This window comes from Bartonella sp. AC329YNZD, assembly GCF_042196685.1.
Classification (GTDB): domain Bacteria; phylum Pseudomonadota; class Alphaproteobacteria; order Rhizobiales; family Rhizobiaceae; genus Bartonella.
This window is the reverse complement of sequence record NZ_JBHIQS010000011.1, coordinates 1-23504: the sequence shown is the minus strand read 5'-3', so window position 1 is coordinate 23504 and position 23504 is coordinate 1. Positions and strand designations below refer to the sequence as shown.

Here is a 23504-nt window from a genome sequence, read left to right as displayed (position 1 = left end):
CGGTTGTGAAAATTTAAATGGTTAAGCAGAAAGCCGTTTACGTCCACGAGCACGTCTTGCAGCAATAACTTTACGTCCTCCAGCTGTGGCCATGCGTGCACGAAACCCATGGCGGCGTTTACGGACAAGTTTAGAGGGTTGGTAAGTACGTTTCATTTATTTAAATACCGCGGAGTGCGGCCCTTCTTAATCTTCGTTTTATGAGTAGTTATGCGCGAGATAAACAATTTTATCCTATCATACGGCTGTTAACCCATAAGGAAAAATATAAAAAAAGTCAATCTTAGATTGTTTTTCTCTCTCTTGAAAGAATACAAAACACCTTATAACTATTTGTAACGCTTTTTTACAATACTGTAGGAGTGTTAGAAAATAACGATTGAATCTACAGAACATAAATGGCTAGGGCCTTAAAGAATTAAAGAAGGTGTGACTGATTACTGTATGCTCAATTTAAAATATCCTTTAAGATTAAGAGTTTTTTTCAGTTTTTGTTTTTACAAAATTTTTATCAGAATATTCATTAAAGTGGTTGTAGCACAAATGTGATTGATAGGATTTTATAGCAGATTTTATGTTTGAGCTTCTTTATTTTAAGGATGGTTTCATATTTTTAAAGAGATAAGAGATGTATACTTTATAATGCTGAGTAAAGTAGAAAATTATCAGGTGATGAACCTTGTAAGTATTTTTCGTTCTTATGCTTATATTTGCTGGTATTTTTATAGAGAGGAAAGAACATGGATCTTATCACAAGTGAGGCTGTCCGCAACGTATTACGTACAGTCAAAGGACCAGATCTTGAAAGCGATATTGTGTCGTTGGGTCTTCTTTCAGAAATATTGATTGCTGATGGTAAGGTTTTCTTTTCCATTACAGTTCCTGATGGAGGTGTGCAAAAATGGGAATCATTGCGTCGTTCTGCTGAAAAGGTGGTATGTGCTTTGGAGGGAGTGAAATCTGCTGTTGTTACACTTACAGCAGAAAAAATAACAAAGACAGCACCTAGTCGGAGAGCAAATCTCTTACCGATCAAAATGCCCATAGAAGGTGTGAGGCATGTGATTGCTGTTGCTTCTGGAAAAGGAGGGGTCGGGAAATCTACGATGGCAATAAATATCGCCTTAGCTTTACAAGATTCTGGTTTCAAGACGGGGGTGATGGATGCTGATATTTATGGTCCTTCGTTGCCACGTTTGACAGGACTTGTTAATCAAAAACCACAGCTTATTGGAGAAAAAAAGATTCAACCTCTTGAAAAATTTGGACTTAAATTGATGTCGATGGGATTTTTGGTGGAGGAAGAAAAGCCGGTGGTATGGCGTGGTCCTATGGTTATGGCAGCTGTAACGCAATTGTTACGAGATGTTGTATGGGGGCCTTTGGACGTTTTAGTCGTTGATATGCCGCCAGGTACAGGGGATGCACAATTAACGCTTGCGCAACAGGTACAATTAACGGGTGCGTTGGTTGTTTCTACACCTCAGGATCTTGCTTTAGTTGATGCGCGTAAAGCGATAGAAATGTTCATGAAAGTCAATGTTCCTATTTTAGGACTCATTGAGAATATGAGTTGTTTTATCGCTCCTGATACAGGAAAACGCTACGATATTTTTGGCTATGGTGGTGCACGGGCAGAAGCAGAACGTCGAGAGGTCCCTTTCTTAGCAGAAATACCGCTTGATCCAGCTTTACGATTGTCTTCAGATGAGGGCGTCCCTATTTTTGTTGCTAAGTCTAGTGAAGAGCTTGCTAAACTGTATCGTACAATTGTTGATCAAATAAAAAATCAACTCTTTTGAATATATGTTTATTTAAAAGAATTTGTAAAATGCAATCACGAAAGACAGAAAAATGTTGCTTTTTTGTAAGGAAAAGAGGGAACCTTAATGCTTGAGTGGAGTACGAGAGGTGAAACAAACAAAAAATGAGCCATGCACTTGGGTAATCTGAAGGGGAACTCAATCGGAGCGGCTGGAGCAGTGAGGTGGAAAAATATTGGCATTGGTGCGAAAAGAAGAAGATAGAAAATAAAAATAATTTAGGGAAATGGTAAAAGGTTGTAAAAAATATTTAACAATCACTTTTTTGCGATAAAAGCATCTTGAAGATTAATCGGAAAATTTATCCCTATCTACTTAAATTAAAGGGATGGGTGTTTAAAAAGCCCATTTATCTTGCTCTTGAAATATGTATAGCAGGTAATGTTATCAAACCATATTCAAGAAAAACTCAATGAAAATATCAATAACTTTCTCTTATTGAGAGGATAAAAAATGCTGGTCAAGCCTTTTTAGAAGCATTTATTTTTTGAAAAGTAGCTTCAATAGCTGTTGTTAAAGCACGTCTTCCCCCTTGATGAGAAAAACAATTTGACAAAAATTCATTTGTTCCCCCCTTTGTTGAAAACTCTTTTTCAAGGAGTACAAAATCGAGAGATGTAGCACAATCCGTTGCTATAATTTTACGCATTTCATCTGTAAGATTACCAAACATCATGGTAAGAAATTCTGCTGATTGCTGTTGTTTTAACCCCTGTGTTATAAACCATTGATGGGCTGTTTCTATAAAATTAAAATATATGCCCATAAGTGAACCAGCAGTCATAAAAAGATTAAACTGCTCTTCCTTATCCAGCACCAATGTACCCCCCAATGCATCAAATAGAGCGCGTAAAAAGGGATGATCGGGATAAATTGGTGTCAAATTTTTACACTCTGCAACAAAAGGTAGAGGAACAGCACGATAAACTTTATGGTTGATCCATTCTTCTACTTCTGCTGCTTTTGCCATAGCAAGTACGGAAATAACCAGCTGTTCTGGACGAAAGCGAAGAGAACGCAAAACGTTTTCTGCAATTTGGTTAGGCAAGCAAAGAAAAACGTAATCACTCACATCGAGCAACATTTGGTTATTTTCAGCAATCATAACCTTATCATATGTGCATGAAAGATGCTCTGCTGTTTGTGCATTGCGAGGTGAAACAATAATGGAAGAAACGTCAAAGGTGCTTGTCATGAGGCCATTGACCATTGAAGCACTGATTGTGCCCGTTCCCAAAAAGCCAAGTTTCATTTCTCTTCCTCATTTTTATATTTTAAAAGGAATCTCAATTAACAGTTTATGTGTTTTAACTAACATAGATGCTAATTGAGGAAGCAACACATAAAATAGCAAGAATAATCAAGCCCAAATAGACTTTTGGTTTGTCAAATAGAACAGCAAAAGCAGAAAACCAACCAACAATAGCTGCGGCTAATGCAAATAAAAAACCTGGTTTATTCATAAGAACAATATGCATTGCCATTAAACCACCAATAATTAGCGCTCCAAAAACAATGAGCAAACCTGTTGCAAACTTTTCATAATCATCCATATTTCGCTCCTTATATAGTGCTCAAATTGTTACACACTTTTTAACGCATATGCATATAAAAACGAAACGTTTTTTATTGGGTATGGTTAAAATTGGTGCCTCCTCTTATTTATTAGATGTAAAAAATGCGGGGATATGCTGTGGCCAACGCCAAGGTAAAACTGCAATCAAATCAAAACGTACAGACAAAAAGGCATAATCCTTTTGCCGTGCTAGCCAAATATCGGCTGCTGCCTCAATTCGCTTTTCATTTATTCGAGAAACTGCTTCCATTGCTTCGGCTAATGTTGAACGCGCTTTGACTTCAACGATTAAAACCAAATTTCCACGTCGTGCAATTAAATCAATTTCACCACATTTTGTTTTAAAACGCATTTCGGCAATGTGAAACCCTTTGCAACGCAACCACCATGCTGCCAATTTTTCTGCACGAACTCCTCGATAAAAAGACTTTTGTCTCTGTTTTTTTTGTATAGTCTTAATTTTATGCATTTTTTAAAAAATTTAACCGCTGAAAAAGTTCCTGCTTTTTAAAACCGGTCTTTTTTGCAACCAAAGCTGCTGCCTGAGCAGCAGAATGTGTCCGCGAGAGTTCTAATAACATTTCATCAACTTCTTGATCACTCATTACGTTTAAAGAAGATGATGATTCTCCAACAAGTACAACAATTTCTCCACGAATATGTGATTGTTTTTTGTAAGATTCCAACAAATTCCCCAAATTGGAAGCATCCACTGTTTCAAATTTTTTTGTTAATTCACGACAAATTGCGGCAGGTCGATCAGCCGAAAAAAGCGTGACCATATCCTGTAAAGTTTCAACAAGACGATGCGGTGATTCATAAAAAATCAAAGTCGCTGGAATCTCTTTTAATTGTTCCAATCGTTTTTGACGCTGTCGCTTGCGTGCACTCAAAAAACCTGCAAAGAAAAAGCTATCCGTAGGAAGCCCTGTCGGTATAAGAGCGGCTAAAAGAGCTGATGCTCCAGGGATCGGAATAATTTTATGACCAGCTTTACGTGCCTTTTCTACCAATCGAAATCCGGGATCAGAAATAAGTGGCGTTCCCGCATCGGAAACAAGCGCTACCGTTTTGTTTTCTGCCAAAGCGGCTAAGAGCTTCGGACCCGCTTTTTGCGCATTATGTTCATGATAGAGAAAAGTTTTTTTCTGAATACCATAACGTTGCAACAAAACACGTGTTACCCGCGTATCTTCACACGCTAAAATATCAATTCCTGCAAGCACTTGCAAAGCACGAAGCGTAATATCTGCAAGATTTCCGATAGGCGTTGCTACAAGATAAAGCCCTGGTTCTATAACGGGGGCAGAATAAGCATGCGCACCTATAAAATATGCTCTTTCACACATGCTCTTTTCTTTTCATCAAATTCCCCTCACACAAGATTTTTATTCATACTCATAAGCTTTATAAGCCATTTTTGTTCATTTTTTACCAGTACATTTTTTATCATTACAAAGGCTTACTTTGCTCGAATAGTTGATACTCCCACAATACAATAGTTTTACCTTCATATTCACTAACATTATCATCTGTTTTTCAGCATGATCTTTTTCAAAAAAACAGATTCCAGATGTAGCCAATATCTTATCAGCTCTATAATTTTCTATAAAGTTTTTCCTTCGAGAACAAAAAACAATTTTACCTGTGCCTATATTTCACGCTTGGTTGTGCTCTTTTACAAGCTAAACTTTCTCGATTATTTCCATAACGCCCATCTTTCAAATACTCCATTGATATTCAAACTGTTCTTCTGAGTAAACGTAAGCAGATCCTTTTAAAACACAAACAACTCGCTATATCGTTATTGATCAAATATAAGCCTTTCTTAGAAAAATATTTCATTTTGTCCTATTCTCTTCTCCCTTAACAGATATAAAGAATATCTTAAAAACTTTTAAGATTTATTTTTATCTTAATTATTTGATTTATAATGGATAATTTATTATTTTTTGCCTATAGAGTAGGCGCCTTAAATATCGTAAAATTATCTCATTTTAACGCCTTTTATCATCAATGAATCAAAATCATTTATGTGCATCACAAGGAGGATTTGTGTGTCGTTAAAGACGAGTAAAAAAGGAGTAAAATGCCTTTTTGAGCTCTCTTAAAGCAAAGGCTATCGCAACATTGGAGTTAGCAAAGAAAGTGATGCTGCCGGTTTATACTTTTTATTGCGTTATGGAACTATTCATTGACGAGAATACGTGATATTTTTCTCAAGATTTGTCACGAAAGAATTGTTCGATATGTCTTGAGAGCTATCTTTTAAAAATAAATCCATAAATAAACAACACAAGTCTGTTTTAATTTTAGGCGTTTTATTTTTTTGAAGGATATGCTCCTATAAAAAATGCAGGTCATAAAAGCAGGGACAATATGTGATCTCTCTTTTTAAAAGATAGTGTTATGTTTTTGAAAGTCGTAAAACCGCATGACAAAGATGATGATAAAGATGGAAACGAATTTCTTCCTTTCAGACTTCATATTCTTACTCAATGAAGCAGTCTTTTCGTTTCAGGAATTACTCAAATAGAATATGCAAGATTTTTGCTCAGGATACAAAAGCTGGAATGACTCGCTTTCATTCACCTTTATCTTTCTTTACATATATGCCGCTTGTGTTCGATTTGGATGTTGATTTACAAGTTACAGCGAAAGTACAAGCTTTATAAAGAAAATACACTATAAAACGCGTAATAGAATGGTCATGAATTGGAAAGACATTTGGGCTTTGTCAGATATTATTTCCAATAATGATAGCGCTTATGGCTTTTTATTCTTATGGTGTTTTTACACATTCTTTGCATTACATCTGTAAAGGTTAGATGCAAGACAATGTATAGCCCCCCTTGATTTGAGCGTAAAAAGTTGATGTGATACTCAGATTTTGGGATGTCTTTATCAGTAGAAACATATTGAGAGTGATTAAATAAGCATGCTCTGTGTATGCAATATTTTATTTTTTCTACATTCATCCGTGGTTTTCTTTAGTGAAAATTGTTTGGCAAAGGATAGGAGATAAAACAAACTCGAAGCATATCTCCATGGGTTTTATTCTTGGCTTTTTGAAACGATTGAGTTTTCTTATGAGGAGGCTAAAAACATTTTGAATCATGGGGGAGGGAGCAAAGTGGAGCTACAGCTTTGTCTTTGTACAGACTGTTGAGAGTAGTGTCTGTATTTTTATAGCAGAATGGTTAAGATATCTTCATTCTTGTTTTGTTATTAAGATAAAAAATTTTTTATAAAAATATGTTATGTTTTTCTATTGAAAAAAGTTATACGGTGGAGAGAGTCTTTTATATTGAGAATAGAGTTCTTTTTACATTGTGAAAGAACGTATGCAGGAAGGTAATTGATAGATTTCTGATCTGAGGGAAATATTTTTATCCATTGCGTTTTGTATATTTCAATTTTAGGAGAATGAACAATGATTATACATTGGGAAATTACATATTGGGATAGAAGGGGCCTTCATTGCCTTGCGGACAGATCCAAGTGATATTTTGGTTCGGATCTTTGATGTCGCATGTTTTACAATGTATGCAATTTGAAGCGTTTATCATATAAGTCAGATGATCATTATCCTCTAGCCACTCGTAGACAGCGGCGGGGCAATAGTTTGTGGAAGGTCCTCCGTAGATTGCATATTCAGAGTCCTTTTGCTTTTTTAATGAGGCTATTTTTAAATGGCAAGGTTGATTTTCTTCATGATGCGTATTGGAAAGGGCAACACTTGAAAGGCGATCAAAGGTTATAACGCCATCTGGTTTTGGGTAAGAAATGGGTTGAAATTTTTCTGCTGGTTCAAGGCATGCATAATCTTCCTTTCCATGGGAGAGTGTTTTAAATAAGGAAAATCCGAACAGTTGTTGCCACCACATATCAAAACCAGCAAGTTTAATTCCATATTTTGTCCCATATTTTGCCCAGAGCGGTTTGGCATTTCGCACTTTATAAAGATCTTTGCCAATGAGCCCTTTTCGCCATTGTTCTTCGATTTCTTTAACCTCATCATGGGCACGCCCTTGAGCAAGAGCGGTAGCGATTTTATCGGCAGCTAATATGCCAGATAAGATGGCATTGTGTGATCCTTTGATACGAGGAACATTGACAAATCCAGCAGAGCAGCCAATAAGTGCCCCACCAGGAAAGGTGAGTTTTGGTACAGATTGCCAACCTCCTTCGCTGATAACACGTGCACCATAGGAAAGACGCTTTGCACCTTTAAAGATTTTATAGAGTTTTGGATGTGTTTTAAAACGTTGAAATTCTTCAAAGGGAGAAAGATAAGGATTTTTGTAATCTAAGTGCACAACAAAACCGACAGAAATGATATTGTTTTCTTGGTGATAAATAAAGCCACCACCACCGGTATTATTGTCTAAGGGCCAACCTGTGAAATGTTGTACTAAACCGCGTTGGTGTTTGTTGGGATCAATTTCCCAGAGCTCTTTGAGACCAAGACCAAATTTTTGTGGTTCACGATTTTTGCTAAGGTTGAAATGTTGTATCAGTTGTTTTGCAATTGAGCCGCGTGCTCCTTCCGCAATTAAAGTATATTTTGCCAATAAAGCCATACCAGGCATATAATTTTTTCCAGGAGTTCCATCTTTGTTAAGCCCCATATCACCGGTGAGAACACCAATAATCGCTTTGTTATCGTTTTGGATAATCTGTGTTACGGCAAAACCAGGATAGATTTCAACACCCAATGCTTCAGCTTTTTTGCTTAACCAGCGGCAAACGTTTCCAAGCGAAACGATATAACATCCGTCATTTGATAAGATTTTGGGATGCAGAATATTGGGAAATATTGTAGCTTTTTGAGGCTTTAGAAAAAAAAACTGGTCATGGGTAACAGGGGTCGTGAAGGGATGATCATTGTCATTTCGCCATTCTGGTAAGAGTGTATCGATACCAATGGGGTCAATAACTGCGCCAGAGAGAATATGGGCACCAACTTCGGTCCCTTTTTCAACAATTGTGACAGAAAGCTCAGGATTAATTTGTTTCAAACGAATTGCGGCAGAAAGCCCTGCAGGTCCTGCTCCGACAATGACTATGTCAAACTTCATACTTTCACGTTGGTCATGTAGAGGTGTTTTCATGGCTTATAAAGCTTTCTCCAATTCTGGAATAATTTGGTGGAGATCACCTACAAGGGTGTAATCGGCAATTTGCATGATGGGAGCTTCTTCATCGTTATTAATGGCAACAATAATTTGTGCATCCATTATACCGGCTAAATGCTGGATTGCACCGGAAATGCCAACGGCGATATAGAGTTCAGGGGCAACGACCTTTCCTGTTTGTCCAATTTGCCAATCATTGGGAGCATAGCCTGCATCCACTGCTGCGCGGCTGGCACCTAAAGCAGCATTTAATTTGTTTGCAAGAGGAAGAAGCAGGGCCATAAATTTCTCTTGAGAACCAAGACCACGCCCGCCTGATATAATAACACGGGCTGAGGTGAGATCAGGACGATCACTTTTGTTTGTCTCTGCTTTTACGAAAGAAGAAAGATTTGGATTGGGAGCTGGTGTTATTGTTTTAATGGGAGCAGAATTATTTTGGGAAGGCGTTGGGGTGAAAGAAGCGGTGCGAACTGTTATAATTTTTTTATAATCATTGGTTCGTACAGTTTCAAATGCATTGCCTGCATAAATTGGTCGTTTGAAGGTATCGGGTGAAAGAATGGCGGTAATATCTGAAATTTGCATAAGATCAAGAAGAGCTGCTACGCGCGGCATCACATTTTTCCCAGTACTGTTGGATGCTGCCATGATCACATCATAATCATTTGCTAACGTGAGAATTGTATCTGCCATAGGCTCGGCAAGTTGATGGGCTAAATAGTCTGCTTTTGCAATAAGAACTTGCCGCACACCATCAAGTTTAGCACTGTTTTCCGCTATCGTTTGAATTTTTTCTCCGCAAACCAGAATATCGATATCATTACTGAGTACGCGTGCAGCGGTGAGTACTTTTGCTGTTTCTTCTGTATTATGATCGGCCAGTAAAAGAATTGCCATAAGTTTTTACCCTTTTATGTAAGTGTTGCTTTTACTCTAGTGGAGAGAATATTAAATGCAGTTCTTTTGTTTTAGCGCACTGACAAGCTCTCCTACATTAGCTACTTTAATACCGGATTGACGGGGTTTGGGTTCTTCAACGCTTAAAATTGTTAAGCGTGCTTTCGTATCGATGCCAAGATCAGTCAGCGCTTTTTGTTCAATGGTTTTCTTTTTTGCTTTCATAATATTAGGGAGAGAGGTGTAGCGCGGTTCATTGAGCCGTAGATCGGCGGTCATAACCATGGGAAGGGGAAGAGAAAGGGTTTGTGTTCCATTATCAACTTCACGAATAACTGTAGCATGCCCATTTTCTATGTTAAAATGTGAGGCAAAAGTTGCCTGTCCCCACCCAAGAAGAGCGGCGAGCATTTGTCCTGTTTGGTTGCTATCGTCATCAATCGCTTGTTTTCCTAAAAAGACCATATCAGGTTTTTCTTCATCAACTATGGCTTTGAGAATCTTAGCAATTGCTAAGGGTTCAAGTGTTTGATCCGTGGTGACAAGAAGTGCGCGATCAGCCCCCATTGCAAGTCCTGTTCGTAGAGTTTCTTGGGCTGCTTCTGGTCCGATTGAAACAAGAATAACTTCTGAAACTTTACCGGATTCTTTCTGGCGAATTGCTTCCTCTACGGCTATCTCATCAAAAGGATTCATAGACATTTTTACGTGAGACAGATCAACGCCTGTGCTATCGGGTTTGACACGTATTTTGATGTTATAATCAACAACACGTTTGATAGCGACAATTATTTTCATGATGATCCTCTTTGTTGTATGATTACAAGTTTATAGCAATAGTCATAAGAAACAAAATTGTTTAGAATGAAGTCTTATTTATAACTTGTGTTTTCTTTCATATAAGCTTTTTTTACGTTTACTTGTACTTTCTTGTTGTCATTTTCAATCTTCATATCTTCTGCATTGCCATAATTGCCTTATTTGCTTGAATAAAAAGTAAAAAAATCACTCTGTCTTATGAGAATATTTTTTTCATTTTATATGCTCTGTTTATGATGGCGCATCAGGGGCTTTAGGCAATGAAAAAATTAAGTGAAAAAAATAAAAATGGGGGAATGATTTTGCTCTTCAAATCTTGAGGACAAAAAAATAGAGATTTTTCTTTCAAATATTTTAAATAAAGATTGGGGCGAAATATTTCTAACAAAAAAGTTTTTGGGCGTTCTTAAAGCTCTATTTACTAAAATAGAGCACACTTTATTCATCATTTGTGCGATTCTTTTCAAAAAGGTTAATGAGGGGTAAGCGTTTGTGAATACGAAGGGTCATACGATCAACCAGCCGATCAATCAGGTTAGGAATGATAAATTCTCTTCTTTTATTGAACAGAAGGAGAGAACGGATGCGCCTATGGATGTAACGATGTCGGATATTGCTCAAAAATTACGCACTGTTCATGCACAAATGCAAATGAAGCATTCTTCCCGTTCTTTGATAGAGCAGGGGGCTTTAGAAGAGCATTTTAAATCTTACTTAGATGATATTAGTCGGGCCATTTTGGCTGAATATTATATCCGTCGTCAAAGAGAAAAAAAGCTTTTCGAATCTTTAGAGCAGATTAAAACAATTGTTCAAAGTTTACAGAGTGAAAAAAAGAGCTTAGAAGAAGCAGCGGTAACACGACCGGTGTCTCGTTCAAAATCACCTGATTCTGTTGTACAAAAACTTGCTCATATGGAATATGAGGGAAATAAAGAACGCTTATCACTTCAAAAGGTTCAAAATTTTTCGAGACAAAACGGTATAATTCCACTCCAAACAAATGTTAAAAATGTGGCGCAGAAAGAAAATAAAGGCTCTTTGCCAAGTGATACTATGAAGCCTTCTTTTAAAAAGGTTGAGGGAGCCGTAGAGTGTGCTTCGATAGAAAAAAAGGATATGGGTATTCAGGCACCTAATCGTGGCATTGAGAACGATTTTTCTTCTTTAAAGGCGCAGTCTCAAGAGAGTGTTTCGTTTTTATCTCATTTGGTAAAAAAAAGTGTTCTTTGTTTTTTAACCGTTGCATTTATGGTAGCGATAACGTTATGTCTTTACAGCGTTTTAAAAGGAGCGCGTTTTTTTTAGTTTTTATGATGTTGATGTTAATAGATATGAAATGTATTGCGCATTCGTGGATTATGCGAAAGTTGTATAGCAATTAAAATTATCCTTTTAAACACGCAACAGAGATTATTGGAAAAGAGGATAATTGGAGAAAGATTCTCTCAATTGTTAAAAAGCCTCAGATTATCTTGAAGGTTCTGTAAGTGAGTATTTATTTACCAATTGCTGAAATGTCTCTCAATATGCTGATTTTGATTGGTATGGGAGTCGTTGCTGGTTTTTTTTCTGGTCTTTTTGGAATTGGGGGCGGTTTTCTTATCACTCCTTTATTGATTTTTTATAATATCCCTCCTGCTATTGCTGTTGGAACAGGTGCAAATCAGATGATTGCGTCATCTGTAACAGGAGCGATTACCCATTTTAGAAGACGTACGCTCGATATCAAACTTGGTATTCTTTTGGCGATTGGAGGAGGGGGGGGATCTTTAATCGGGATTCAGATTTTCTCTGTTTTGAAAAAATTAGGTCAATTAGACTTAATGATTTCTCTTCTTTATGTGATTCTTCTTGGAAGTGTAGGAAGCTTGATGATTGTTGAAAGTTGGTATGATATGATGCGCAAGCGTAAGGCAGGAAAAGCCAATATTCGTCTTGCTGGTCGACATAACTGGATTCATCGCTTACCGTTAAAAATGCGTTTTCGGACATCTATGATCTATGTCAGCATTATTCCAGTTTTAGGGATTGGTCTCATTGTAGGGTTGTTGTCTTCTATTATGGGAATTGGTGGGGGGTTCTTTATGGTACCAGCATTGATTTACCTTCTGCGTGTTCCAACCAATGTGGTGATTGGAACTTCACTTTTTCAGATCACATTTGTGTCTTCTTTCACGACAGTTTTACAAAGTATGACTCATCAGTCCGTTGATATTGTCCTGGCTTTTTTATTAATGCTGGGAGGAAGTATTGGTGCGCAATATGGAACACGGGCTGGACGGAAGTTAAAGGCGGAACAATTGCGTATGGCACTTGCGTTTTTGGTGTTGATTGTGTGTATGCGTCTTGCTTTTCAATTATTTATACGCCCCGATAATCTTTTCTCTCTGGATATTCTTATGAGATAAAAATGGGTAGATTATTTTCTTTATGCATCATTACAAGTTGCTTTTGTTTTGTTTCTTTTTCTACATGGTCACATGTTGGGACGACAGCGACATTCGTTGATCAAGTTGATCACGAAACTGTTCAAATTATCGTAACAACAAATACGATTACTGTGGATGCAAATTTTGCTGGTCGTGATCTTTATATTGCTGGTGTTTTGGAAAATATTGATCCGTTATATGCTCGACAAAACCGTTATGATGTTGTTGTGAGCTTGGAGGGACAAGATCGGACAATGGTGATGCGAGAAAAAAAACGTAATGCCGGTGTTTGGGTTAATACAGATTCTCTTATTTTTAAAAAGGTTCCTCTTTTTTACTCTATGGTCACAACACGTGAAATTGACGATATTACGAGTGTTGAAGATTATAAACGCTTGGGGTTAGGATTACTTTATTTGCCATTGCAGACGGATGAAAAAGATCAGAAAAAAATACAGATCTTTCGCGATGAACTTATAAAACTGCAAAAAGCCAAAAGCCTTTATTATGAGGAAGTAGGGGGTGTTCGTTTTGGTTCTGACACGCTTTTTACTGCACATTTTCGTTTACCAACCAATATTCCTGTTGGACATTATAAGGTTCGTGCTTATCTTTTTCGTGATGGTCAGTTTATTGATAGTACAACAACGACTCTTGAAATTGTTAAAGCACATATCGCTTATACAATTTTTTACGCAGCACATAAGTATCGTTTCTTATATGCTATTGTTGCGGTGATCATTGCTGTTACCACAGGATTTTTATGTCGTTTGATTTTTCGAAAAGACTAGCGCAAGGAAAATGTTGAGGCTTTTATTTTTTATGAAAAATGCGTAAGATAAGAAAGATAGGCACAACAACAATCGCTCCCGTCATGGTGATATGAAAGAAGTTTGTGAGCGTTATAAATCCTGTTGCCCATAGAGACTGAAAAAAATCTATAATTTTCTGTATGAGACTTTTGGGTGTCCATCCCAAAAAATTCATTATGATGCCAATAAAAAATGAAAGGATGAGCAATTTTAAACTAACATGGTGGCTTAATGTGCCTCCAAGAAAAGCACGAAAAGAATCTGACAATTTTTTCTTTCGGTTCATTTTAATATACTTTCAAATATCTTGTTTTTTCATTGTATCATCATAGTACAGTGATGTCTTTGTTATAAAGGAGAAAGATTTTTTATTTTTTCTTACTTTTTTGGAGTTTATTACCTTAGTACTGGTGTAATATCAGTGCTTTAAAATATACGCGCGTTCTCTTGCCTTTTTTGCGATATTTTCATGGCGCTTTTTTCATTAAATGAAGAGATATCCTTTCGTTTCTGAGAACTTGTAGGGGAGTTCTTGTAGCGTTTCGATATTTCGTATTAGGATAAGAGTTCTAGTCTATTGAAGATTTTATAACGGATTTATTATTGTTGTGTATTGAAATAATATTTCAAGGCATTTTACTTAAAAAAAGACTATCTATTCTGATAAGGGTATGCTTATATAGGTATTATATTTAGGTATTTCAACCTTAGTGCATTGAAAAGATATTTTTTGCTGAAAAAATGTAAGCAATGAAGTAAGTGTTGTTAGAGGAGCAAAGGTATTTAAAATACGATGTGGGAAAAAGTTTTGTTATGTGCGGGTGTGTAAAGGAATATCAGGGGGGAGCCCATGCTCCTTTTATTTAGAAATAAAATGTAATTTAAAAGCTGTTATTTGGCAGAGGATTATGGAAAAATTCAAAATTCCTCTTGTAGGGGGAGGAGATCATGTCGGTTGATGGGTGAATTTTTCTGTTTTGTTAAAATGTCAAATTGTTATTAGAGCTCTTTGTTATTAAGGCGCTTAAGCTAACGAGGAAGAGTCTTTTGATGGCATAAAAAGACGAGAGGAAAGAAGAGACGCACTTGCCCAACAAAAGAGAGAAAATAGTGGTTTTATAGTCTTCAATCGTAGGCGTTATGACATCATGAATAAGCTCTGTTATGGGGGGCATTGTATGTCAGAGTGTTTGTTGTTGCGTGTTTTGGTTTGTCTTGGCTTATAGGTATGGGCAGAAGGCGTGGTTGGTAAGTGGTGTTGTTTGAAGGTTTTAATACTTTGTTTGAGGCGCTTATGGATCATCTAACCTTATTATTAAGCATGTGCTTGTTGTGTGGGAAATTTATATAATAAACTTTAAAAGGAAAAGTCTATGAACTTGAAGAAAAAAATATTAAAGAATAGCAGCTCTCTTGTTTCTGCTTTTATAGCACTGGGGATGGTTGCACAACAGGTTTCAGCAAAAACTCCTGCTGACACCCTTGTGATGGCTTGGAATATTGATTCAATTAGTACATTTGATCCCGCTCAACTTAGTGATGTTTATGGAAGTGAAATTGTCCGCAATGTTTGTGATAGTTTGGTCAGTACCGCAACGGATGATCCTGCTAAAATGGTTCCGGCATTAGCTACACATTGGGATGTTTCAGGGGATGATCACAGTACGGTGATTACTTTTCATTTGCGTGATAGTTTGAAGTTTAATGATGGCAGATCAGCCAATGCCAATGATCTTGTTTGGGGTATGAAGCGGATTGTCAAATTGAAGATGACCAATGCGGCAATTTTTAATGAATATGGAATTACAGAGCAAAATGTTGATGATGCTTTGCAAGCCCCTGATGAAAAAACAGTGGTGATGAAATTTGATAAGCCTTATCCAGCAGAGCTTATTCTTAATAATATTGTTGCAAGTCCAGCAACAGCTTTGCTTGATCGTAAGACAATTATGAAGCACGAAAAAGATGGCGATCTGGGAAATCAGTATTTGAAGAGTCATGCTGCTTGTGTTGGTCCTTATCAGTTAAGCAGTTGGCGCCCTGGAGAAGCTCTTTTGTTACGTGCGAGTTCCCATTATTGGGGCGAGGCGCCTAAATTGAAGCAGATTCTCATTCGTCATGTTATGGAGCCTGGAACACAACGTTTATTGTTGCAAAAGCACGATATTGATGTTGCTCGTGATTTGTCCCCTGAAGATCTTGCTGATCTGCAAAAAACAACAGATGTTAAAATCGAAGAAGTGTTAGAGCCATCCATGATGTATTGGGGATTTAACATGACAAATCCCATTTTTGCTAAGGAAAAAGTACGCTTGGCGATGCGTTATCTTATTGACTATGAAGGTCTTGGCAAGAATCTTCTCAAAGGGATTGGTGTTCCACGGGCAAGTTTTATTCCTCTTGGTAACTTTGGGGCTCTGGATGAAAAAGAAGGACAACCCTTTACATTTGATGTTGCAAAAGCCAAGCAGCTTTTAGCAGAGGCCGGTTATCCGAACGGATTTGAGGCAAATTTTCTTGTCTCAAATGCTCCTTATAGGCTGTTGGTTGCTCAGTCACTTCAAGATAGTGCCGCACAGGCAGGGGTGCGTCTTAAAATTGAGCGTTTGGCAGGTACACAGTTGTTTTCCAAACTTTATGCTCGGGCTTTTGATACGATTTTTGTCGGATGGAATAACGATTCTGCGGATCCCCATACAATGGCTTCACGTCTTGTTTATAACCCTGATAATCGGTTTGAGGCAAAAAATACCGCCTATCCTAGTTGGCAGCATGGGTATTTTGATGCCAAGATGAATCAAAAAGTTGAAGAGGCGTTATTTCAAAAAGATCCGCAAAAACGAGCGCAACTTTATGCTGATTTACAACGTGAACTGATGCAAAAAGGACCTTATGCGTTTATCTTTCAAAAATATAGCGTTATCGCGATGACACCTGATATCAAAAAGTGGGTTTGGAATAGTGCGCCACAAATTTTTTATAGTAAAATTGAAAAATAAGTGTGTCTTTAAATATTGTAAAATACAACAAAAATGAAATCATAATAACTTCAGCGTTTTGCATAGTGTTCAAGAACTTTGTAATACGCTGGAGATCATGGGGAATGATTGGATATGTTGTTGAATATTTCTATTTTAAAAGGGATGTGTCATTTTCATTAAAGATGTGTTGGTATGGATGTTAAAACTGAATATTTCAACTTCTGTGAAGTGAAAAGTGGTAAATTTATTTGCTCAAAAATCAGTGCAACAAATGTCGCGGAATTTTAGCATTGCTGAAGAAGCAAAGACTTTGCAATGGTGAATAAAAGTTTTATTATGGAGAAGGTACGAGGAATATCAGTTTTTATGGTGTCTATGTTTCTTACTTTGAAAGATGGTAAGATGCCAATTGGAGGGTGTTATTTTACGGGGAGTGATGAGAAATTGCAAGTTTCCTTTTGAAGAAGGAATAAAAGTCGTTGTACTTGGCAAATTGATGAATTTTTCTGTTTGATCGAAACGTTAAATTATGATGAAGGCTTTTTATTATTAAAACACTTGAACCAACAGGGGGTGCTTTGATGACATTAAAAAAACGTCAGAAAAAACAAGGGGAAACTTGTTTAACAAGAGAGAAAAACAATAGAGGTTTGTTAGTCTTTAATCGTAGCATTATGCTCTCATGAATAGGCTCTGTTACTGGTAAGCGTTTATTGTATAGCAAAAGTGTTTGCCATTGCACGTTTTGGTTTAGCTTATAAGGGTGGGCAGGAGGAGTGATTGGTAAGTAGTGGTATTTGAAAGTTTGAATACTTTGTTTGAGGCGTTTATGTATCGTCTCATTTTATTATTTAAATATGTTTGTGTTGCGTGGAAAATTTATACAATAAACTTTAAAAGGAAAAGTCTATGAGCTTGAAAAGAAAAATATTGAAAAGGAGCAGCTCTCTGGTTTCTGCTTTTATAGCACTGGGGATGGTTGTACAACAGGTTCCAGCAAAAACACCCGCTGATACTCTTGTGATGGGGTGGAATCTCGATTCAATTAGTACATTTGATCCAGCGCAAATCAATGATCGTTATGGGAATGAAGTTCTTGTCAATGTTTGTGATAATTTAGTTGACCCCGCTAAAGATAATGCAGCTAAAGTTATTCCTTCTTTGGCCAAAAGCTGGGATGTTTTAAGTGATGATCAGAAAACGGTGATCACTTTTCATTTGCGTGATGGTTTGAAGTTCAACGATGGTCGTTCTGCTAATGCTTATGATCTTGTTTGGAGCATGAAGCGGGTTGTTAAATTGAAGATGGCTACTGCGGCGACATTTAATGAATATGGTATTACAGAACAAAATGTTGATGAGGCTTTTCAAGCACCGGATGAGAAAACGGTGGTGATGAAATTTGATAAACCTTATCCAGCAGAGCTCATTCTTAGCCATTTTGCCACTAGTCGTACTCTTGCCTTGTTGGATCGAGAGACAATTATGAAACATGAACAAGATGGTGATCTGGGAAATCGGTATTTGGCAAGCCATTCTGCCTGTGTTGGTCCTTATCAGATAAGTAGCTGGCGTCCTGGAGAAGGGATTTTGTTGCGTGCAAGCTCCAATTATTGGGGTGAGGCACCTAAATTAAATAAGATTTTAATTCGCCATGTTGCGGAGCCTGGAACACAACGTTTATTGTTGCAAAAACACGATATCGATGTTGCACGTAATTTGTTGCCAGAGGATTTAGCAGATCTCCAAGCTACAACGGATATTAAAGTTGCAAGAGTATTAGAGCCATCTGTAATCATATGGGGATTTAATGTGACGAATCCAATTTTTGCTAATGAAAAAGTGCGTTTGGCGATGCATTATCTTATTGACTATGAAGGACTCGGTAAGACGCTTCTTAAAGATGTTGGTGTTCCACGGGCAAGCTTTATTCCTCTTGGTAATCTTGGAGCTTTGGACGAAAAAGAAGGACAACCCTTTAAACTTGATCTGCAAAAAGCAAAGCAGCTGTTAACTGAGGCTGGTTACCCAGATGGTTTTGAGGCCAATATTTTTGCAGGGGCATCTCCTTATCCTTTTGCTTTGCCTATTGCTCAGTCTCTCCAAGATAATGCAAAAAAAGTGGGAGTGCGCTTTAAAATTGAACGTTTTGTGGGGACGCAATTATTTTCAAAACTCTCTGCACGTGCTTTTGATACGATTTTTTTCGGATGGAATAATGATTCTGCTGATCCTCATACAATGGCTTCACGTCTTATTTACAATCCGGATAATCGGTTTGAGGCAAAAAATACCGCCTATCCTAGTTGGTGCCATGGGTATTTGGATGAAACGATGAATCAAAAGGTTCAGGATGCTTTATTTGAAAAAGATCCACAAAAACGGGCGCAAATGTATGCTGATTTGCAACGTGAATTTATGCAGAAAGGACCCTATGCTTTTATTTATCAGACGTATCATACGATAGCGATGACACCTGATGTCAAAAAATGGGTTTGGAATAGTGCTCCACGTATTTTTTATAGTGCAATTGAAAAATAAGTGGATTTTAATGCTGTAAAATACAACAAGAATGAAATCATGATAACTTCAGCGTTTTGTATGGGGGGTAAGAATTTTGCAAAACGTTGAAGCTTATCGGTAACGCATTGATATGTTGTGTATAGAATGTAATTTCAAGATACGCTATTTAAAGAGCTCTTTTATCCTATCACGCCATAAAACACTGTTGTTTAGAGCGGTGATATAAGGCATGAAAAGCTTTACATATTAAGTGTTTTTAGATACCGTGATCAGTACAGGGCAGGGTTTGGGCTGTTGCACCTATGCAGGAAACCGCATGAGTGGTCAGCAAGTGGAACTTGCCCCGTGAGAAGCTAGTCCGGTGGATTGGTAGAAATCTCCATCCTTTGAGATGTTGGGAGGAGGTTAATTTCATTAAAATTAAAAATGTGTTTGTGTGAATGTTAAGACTTAATATTTCAATTTCTGTGAATTGAAAAATGGCAAATTTATTTGATGAAAAAATAAGTGCAACGAATGTTGCGGAATTTACTGTTTCCGAAATAGCAGGGGCTTTAAAGCGTGTTGTTGAGGAGAAGTTTGGTTATGTACGGGTGCGTGGGGAGATATCAGGTTACCGTGGTGCTCATGCTTCAGGACATGCTTATTTTGCTTTAAAAGATGATAAGGCGCGGTTGGAAGCTGTTATTTGGCGTGGAGTGATGGAAAAGCTCAAATTTCCTCCTGAAGAAGGGATGGAAGTGGTCGCTGTTGGTAAACTTACGACGTATCCAGGATCATCAAAATATCAAATTGTCATTGAAGCTCTTGAACCAACAGGGGTTGGTGCTTTGATGACACTTCTTGAAAATCGTAAGAAAAAGTTTTTAGAAGAAGGCTTATTTGATGAAGCAAAGAAAAAAACTTTGCCTTATATGCCCCGAATTATAGGCGTTGTAACATCACCAACAGGTGCTGTTATTCGTGATATTATTCACCGTATATCCGATCGTTTTCCTTTGCATGTTTTGGTTTGGCCTGTACGTGTTCAGGGGGAAACAAGTGGGAGGGAAGTGGCTGTTGCTGTTGAAGGTTTTAATGCGTTGCCTTTAGGAGGCGTTGTTCCTAAGCCTGATCTTCTTATTGTTGCGCGGGGAGGGGGAAGTTTAGAAGATTTGTGGGGATTTAATGACGAAGCCGTTGTTCGTGCTGTTTATAACTCTTCTCTTCCTGTTATTTCTGCTGTTGGGCATGAAACGGATTGGACCTTGATTGATTATGTGGCTGATTGGCGCGCTCCAACTCCCACAGCCGCAGCAGAGCGGGCTGTTCCTGTTAAGCTTGATCTCGAGGTGCTAGTGGTATCGCTTGGTGCACGTTTGCGTACGGGACTTGCGCGTTATTTTGATTTTTATCGACAAAAACTGCGTGCTACTCTAAGAGCTCTTCCGACTGCTGATCAACTTTTTGCTCTACCACGGCGAGGTTTTGATGAAATTTCAGGTCGTTTGCAGCGTGCTCTTTGTGTAAGCTATGATAAAAAACGTTTTTCTTTTTATGCATTTGGTGTGCGTTTTTCACTGCGTTTACTTAATACTGAAAAAGCAGAACACAATATGAAGGAATATACTGCACGTCTTCAGCGTGCTTTTGTGCGCAATGTTGAAAAACAACGGGCTGGGTTAGAGGTAGCCTCTAGGCTTTTAAGAAGCACTTCGTATCAGAATATTTTGGAGCGCGGCTTTGTTTTGGCTTTGGGGAAAGAGAATAAGCCCATCAAACGGTTGGTACAGATTCCTGAAACGGGGCAAATAAATTTACGTTTTTTTGATGGTGATATCAGTGTTGCAACACAAGAGCCTGTTTCTGCTAAACGTTCAAAACACAAGCAAATAAAATCGTCTAGCGATGATCAAGGAACCCTCTTTTGAATACAACAACATATTGATTTATATTAGATAATTTAGCACTATTCATATTGAATTAGAGCTCCGAATAACGTATGATTCTCTCATTGCAAATATGTGTATCTTGAATCAATCAAAACCACTTGCTTGCACATTACATGGGGCCCCATGAGGGTAAAAACTGTACAAGAAAGGACTAAAAATGGCTCTTATGAACCGTTTTAATGCAAGGTCTGTTGCACTATTGGGGGATGGCAAATATAATGATGGTGCTGGCTTGCTTCTTCACAAACGTAAAGATGGGGGCGCTCAATGGTTTTATCGTTATACCATTCATGATCGACGCCGTGAAATGGAAGTGGGTGCTCTTTGAGAGATGTTTTTTTTAAACGAGCCCGTGAATGTGCAACTGGGTGGCGTTCTGTTTTACGGTGAGTGCCATGCTTGCGGAAGGTCTTCTTAAGGGAGTGGATGGAAAAATTCGTTGCGCATGGGCCGGAACTGATCCACTTTATTGTGCTTATCATGATAATGAATGGGGAAAGCCTGTTGTAGAGGATATTTGTTTGTTTGAAAAAATTTGTCTTGAAGGTTTTCAAGCTGGACTTTCTTGGTTGACAATTTTAAAAAAACGCTCTTCTTTTCGCATTGCATTTGATCATTTTGATTTTGAAAAAATTGCTCATTATGATGAGTTAAAGGTGCAAATGTTGATGCAGAACAAAGATATTGTTCGCCATCAAGGAAAAATTCGATCAGTACTTAATAATGCACTTAGAGCACAAGAAATTATAATAGAGTGGGGGAGTTTGTCCGACTATTTTTGGTCTTTTCAGCCACCACAATCAGAACATTATGAAAAGATAGACTTTCAAACACTGTTGGCTCATCCCATAACACCTGCTTCTCTTCGTCTTTCTCAAGACTTGAAGAAACGTGGTTGGACATTTATTGGTCCAACGATTTGTTATGCTTTTATGCAGTCCGTAGGGATTGTCAATGATCATCTTGAAGGATGTTTTTGTCGATAAATTGGTAAAGTCGCGTTCGTGAAAGCAATGATCAATAGGCTAATAATTGAATTATTTAATAAATGTACAGATTATGCACTCCATTGTATAAGATAATTGAAATATACAAACTTATACAAGATTGATGATTTTTTACGGTTGTTGGCAATCAAAACGACAAAGCGATAATTTTGAAGATGAAAAAACAGATGCAAAAAGAAGTGATATCTAATTATCATGTATTTCGAGTTAGATAATGGTGATGTCTTGTCTGTTCAAGATTAATTGTCGTAAGACCATTGTTGGATATGATGAATATTTGGTGTTTTCTCTTAAAAATAGTGGATAGAGGGGGTACCTTTATACAACGAATTGATTTATAATGATAATTCATTGTTTTGTATGTTGAATGAGAGTCTCGAATATCGTAGAATTCTTTCATTTCAAAGTTGTTTATGTTGAATCAATCAAATCACTTGCTTGCACATTACAAGCGGGGCTGGCGTGTTGGTAAAAACTGTAAAAGAAAGGATAAAAATGGCTCTTATGAACCCTCTCTAGTGTCAAGGGCTGTCGCAATACCCACGAGCTGGCAAATATTAATGATGGTGCCGGCTTGTTACTCCATAAGCGTAAAGATGGGGGTGCTCAATGGATTTACCGTTAAGTGAAACGTGGTCAATGTACAAGATATATTATACAATTGCATACCTTAGAAAATGCCAAATGAAATACACTGTCTTGTTAAGAGGGTTTTGCGTACTTTTTCTTGTTTAAAAGGTAAAATGGCGCAATATGGCTTAAAGAGTAACGGTGCTCTTTGATTTTGGAAGTTTTTGATATAATATATTTTGATATGTGTGATGAAGAAAGTGATGTTGGTTCAAAAAACTTCATTTCACTAGGAATAGCTTTTAAACAAGTCTTATCATTTAAAGAAACATTATCGTTATCATTAAATGAAACATTTTGATTGTTGTTCTCTACAATATTATTTTTATTCTCTCTCATTTATTTATACCTTTCAGTATCAAAAAATCATTGAAATCTAGACCGTAGGGGGCTTGCATCATAAAGACCTCAAAGCCTTGTCTATAGGCACGCGCAGCGAGGTTAAAACCTGCTTTACGCTCCGCATCATCTCCATCCATTGCAATGGTGAGACGGGCTTTTGTAGGAGGTAAATTCACATGCATCATGCCATGGGTTGAAAGGGACGCCCATAAATTCACGGGCTCTGATAACAACCCAGACAGTAGAGCCAGACCGGTTTCAATGCCCTCACAAATGACCAGATGTTTTGGATTGGCTTGACTTAAATGCACAGCACTACCAGTGACAGATCCCAACATGGCTTTTGCTGGTTTTTGATCTGTTTTGCAGCCATTGTCTTTTAAAAAGGTTCTATGAATGGCAAAAGAGCCAGCCCCCTTAACAAGAGCAATCAACGCGGGCAATGTACCCCCAGAGGGGTGTGGACATTTGCTATGAAAGCGTAAATCAGCAGGCAAATCACATGTGATCCTCCGCATGCGTAAATAGGTTTCTGCTAAAGTATTTTTGATTGGTTGGCTTTGTTGCCAAATTACTTTTGCTTTCTCTGC

The 23504-nt window shown here is 37.6% G+C and carries 19 protein-coding genes and 1 pseudogene; 9 read left to right on the top strand and 11 right to left on the bottom strand.

Annotated features, from left to right (window positions below):
- Positions 1–21: 21 nt before the first annotated feature.
- Complete coding sequence (gene rpmH / locus ACFIMW_RS06250) at positions 22–156, bottom strand: 50S ribosomal protein L34 (protein ID WP_005864709.1); 135 nt, start codon at positions 154–156, stop codon at positions 22–24.
- Between the two features lie 584 nt (positions 157–740).
- Between rpmH and ACFIMW_RS06245 the strand changes: the two genes are divergently transcribed.
- Positions 741–1802, top strand: a complete 1062-nt coding sequence (locus ACFIMW_RS06245; RefSeq protein WP_375608506.1) for an Mrp/NBP35 family ATP-binding protein — start codon at positions 741–743, stop codon at positions 1800–1802.
- A gap of 481 nt (positions 1803–2283) precedes the next feature.
- Here ACFIMW_RS06245 and ACFIMW_RS06240 read toward each other — a convergent pair whose 3' ends face one another.
- The 7 genes from ACFIMW_RS06240 to ACFIMW_RS06210 all read right to left on the bottom strand — a co-directional run bounded on the left by ACFIMW_RS06240 (position 2284) and on the right by ACFIMW_RS06210 (position 10235).
- Positions 2284–3075, bottom strand: a complete 792-nt coding sequence (locus ACFIMW_RS06240) for a pyrroline-5-carboxylate reductase (protein ID WP_375608507.1) — start codon at positions 3073–3075, stop codon at positions 2284–2286.
- A 55-nt stretch (positions 3076–3130) separates the two neighbouring features.
- Positions 3131–3376, bottom strand: a complete 246-nt coding sequence (locus ACFIMW_RS06235) for a hypothetical protein (protein ID WP_375607294.1) — start codon at positions 3374–3376, stop codon at positions 3131–3133.
- A gap of 105 nt (positions 3377–3481) precedes the next feature.
- Complete coding sequence (locus ACFIMW_RS06230; protein ID WP_375607304.1) at positions 3482–3850, bottom strand: YraN family protein; 369 nt, start codon at positions 3848–3850, stop codon at positions 3482–3484.
- 10 nt (positions 3851–3860) lie between these two features.
- Positions 3861–4748, bottom strand: coding sequence for a 16S rRNA (cytidine(1402)-2'-O)-methyltransferase (rsmI, locus tag ACFIMW_RS06225; RefSeq protein WP_375607293.1), 888 nt, complete (start codon positions 4746–4748; stop codon positions 3861–3863).
- Between the two features lie 2103 nt (positions 4749–6851).
- Positions 6852–8513, bottom strand: coding sequence for a 4Fe-4S dicluster domain-containing protein (locus tag ACFIMW_RS06220; RefSeq protein ID WP_375608508.1), 1662 nt, complete (start codon positions 8511–8513; stop codon positions 6852–6854).
- 3 nt (positions 8514–8516) lie between these two features.
- The gene (locus ACFIMW_RS06215; protein WP_375608509.1) at positions 8517–9437 is read right to left on the bottom strand and encodes an electron transfer flavoprotein subunit alpha/FixB family protein; all 921 of its coding nucleotides are present in this window, start codon (positions 9435–9437) and stop codon (positions 8517–8519) included.
- 51 nt (positions 9438–9488) lie between these two features.
- A complete protein-coding gene (locus tag ACFIMW_RS06210) occupies positions 9489–10235 on the bottom strand; it encodes an electron transfer flavoprotein subunit beta/FixA family protein (RefSeq protein WP_375607290.1) in 747 nt (248 codons plus the stop codon).
- Between the two features lie 513 nt (positions 10236–10748).
- Here ACFIMW_RS06210 and ACFIMW_RS06205 point away from each other — a divergent pair.
- The 3 genes from ACFIMW_RS06205 (at position 10749) to ACFIMW_RS06195 (ending at position 13479) form a co-directional block, all read left to right on the top strand.
- The gene (locus tag ACFIMW_RS06205) at positions 10749–11564 is read left to right on the top strand and encodes a hypothetical protein (RefSeq protein WP_375608510.1); all 816 of its coding nucleotides are present in this window, start codon (positions 10749–10751) and stop codon (positions 11562–11564) included.
- A 182-nt stretch (positions 11565–11746) separates the two neighbouring features.
- Entirely contained in the window at positions 11747–12667 is a 921-nt protein-coding gene (locus tag ACFIMW_RS06200) for a sulfite exporter TauE/SafE family protein (protein ID WP_375607288.1), read from the top strand.
- Between the two features lie 2 nt (positions 12668–12669).
- Positions 12670–13479, top strand: coding sequence for a TIGR02186 family protein (locus ACFIMW_RS06195; RefSeq protein WP_375608511.1), 810 nt, complete (start codon positions 12670–12672; stop codon positions 13477–13479).
- Between the two features lie 22 nt (positions 13480–13501).
- On the opposite strand, the gene ACFIMW_RS06190 is transcribed toward ACFIMW_RS06195, so the two are convergent.
- Positions 13502–13786 (bottom strand): DUF6460 domain-containing protein, encoded by a 285-nt coding sequence (locus ACFIMW_RS06190; RefSeq protein ID WP_375607286.1) that lies wholly within the window; start codon positions 13784–13786, stop codon positions 13502–13504.
- A gap of 1087 nt (positions 13787–14873) precedes the next feature.
- On the opposite strand from ACFIMW_RS06190, the gene ACFIMW_RS06185 reads away from it, so the two are divergent.
- The 5 genes and pseudogenes from ACFIMW_RS06185 to ACFIMW_RS06165 all read left to right on the top strand — a co-directional run bounded on the left by ACFIMW_RS06185 (position 14874) and on the right by ACFIMW_RS06165 (position 21921).
- Positions 14874–16499, top strand: a complete 1626-nt coding sequence (locus tag ACFIMW_RS06185; RefSeq protein ID WP_375617366.1) for an ABC transporter substrate-binding protein — start codon at positions 14874–14876, stop codon at positions 16497–16499.
- Positions 16500–17390: 891 nt separating this feature from the next.
- Positions 17391–19022: an ABC transporter substrate-binding protein gene (locus ACFIMW_RS06180; protein WP_375607284.1), complete on the top strand. Its 1632-nt coding sequence runs from the start codon at positions 17391–17393 to the stop codon at positions 19020–19022.
- A 461-nt stretch (positions 19023–19483) separates the two neighbouring features.
- Positions 19484–20914, top strand: coding sequence for an exodeoxyribonuclease VII large subunit (xseA, locus tag ACFIMW_RS06175; protein WP_375608513.1), 1431 nt, complete (start codon positions 19484–19486; stop codon positions 20912–20914).
- A 178-nt stretch (positions 20915–21092) separates the two neighbouring features.
- A pseudogene (locus ACFIMW_RS06170) lies at positions 21093–21322 on the top strand (Arm DNA-binding domain-containing protein); the annotation flags it as partial.
- Between the two features lie 8 nt (positions 21323–21330).
- Complete coding sequence (locus ACFIMW_RS06165; protein WP_375608517.1) at positions 21331–21921, top strand: DNA-3-methyladenine glycosylase I; 591 nt, start codon at positions 21331–21333, stop codon at positions 21919–21921.
- Between the two features lie 723 nt (positions 21922–22644).
- Here ACFIMW_RS06165 and ACFIMW_RS06160 read toward each other — a convergent pair.
- Positions 22645–22911, bottom strand: coding sequence for a hypothetical protein (locus tag ACFIMW_RS06160; protein WP_375608514.1), 267 nt, complete (start codon positions 22909–22911; stop codon positions 22645–22647).
- Positions 22908–23504: toprim domain-containing protein (locus ACFIMW_RS06155; protein ID WP_375608515.1), on the bottom strand; the 597-nt coding region annotated here is incomplete at its 5' end. The genes ACFIMW_RS06160 and ACFIMW_RS06155, both read right to left, overlap by 4 nt.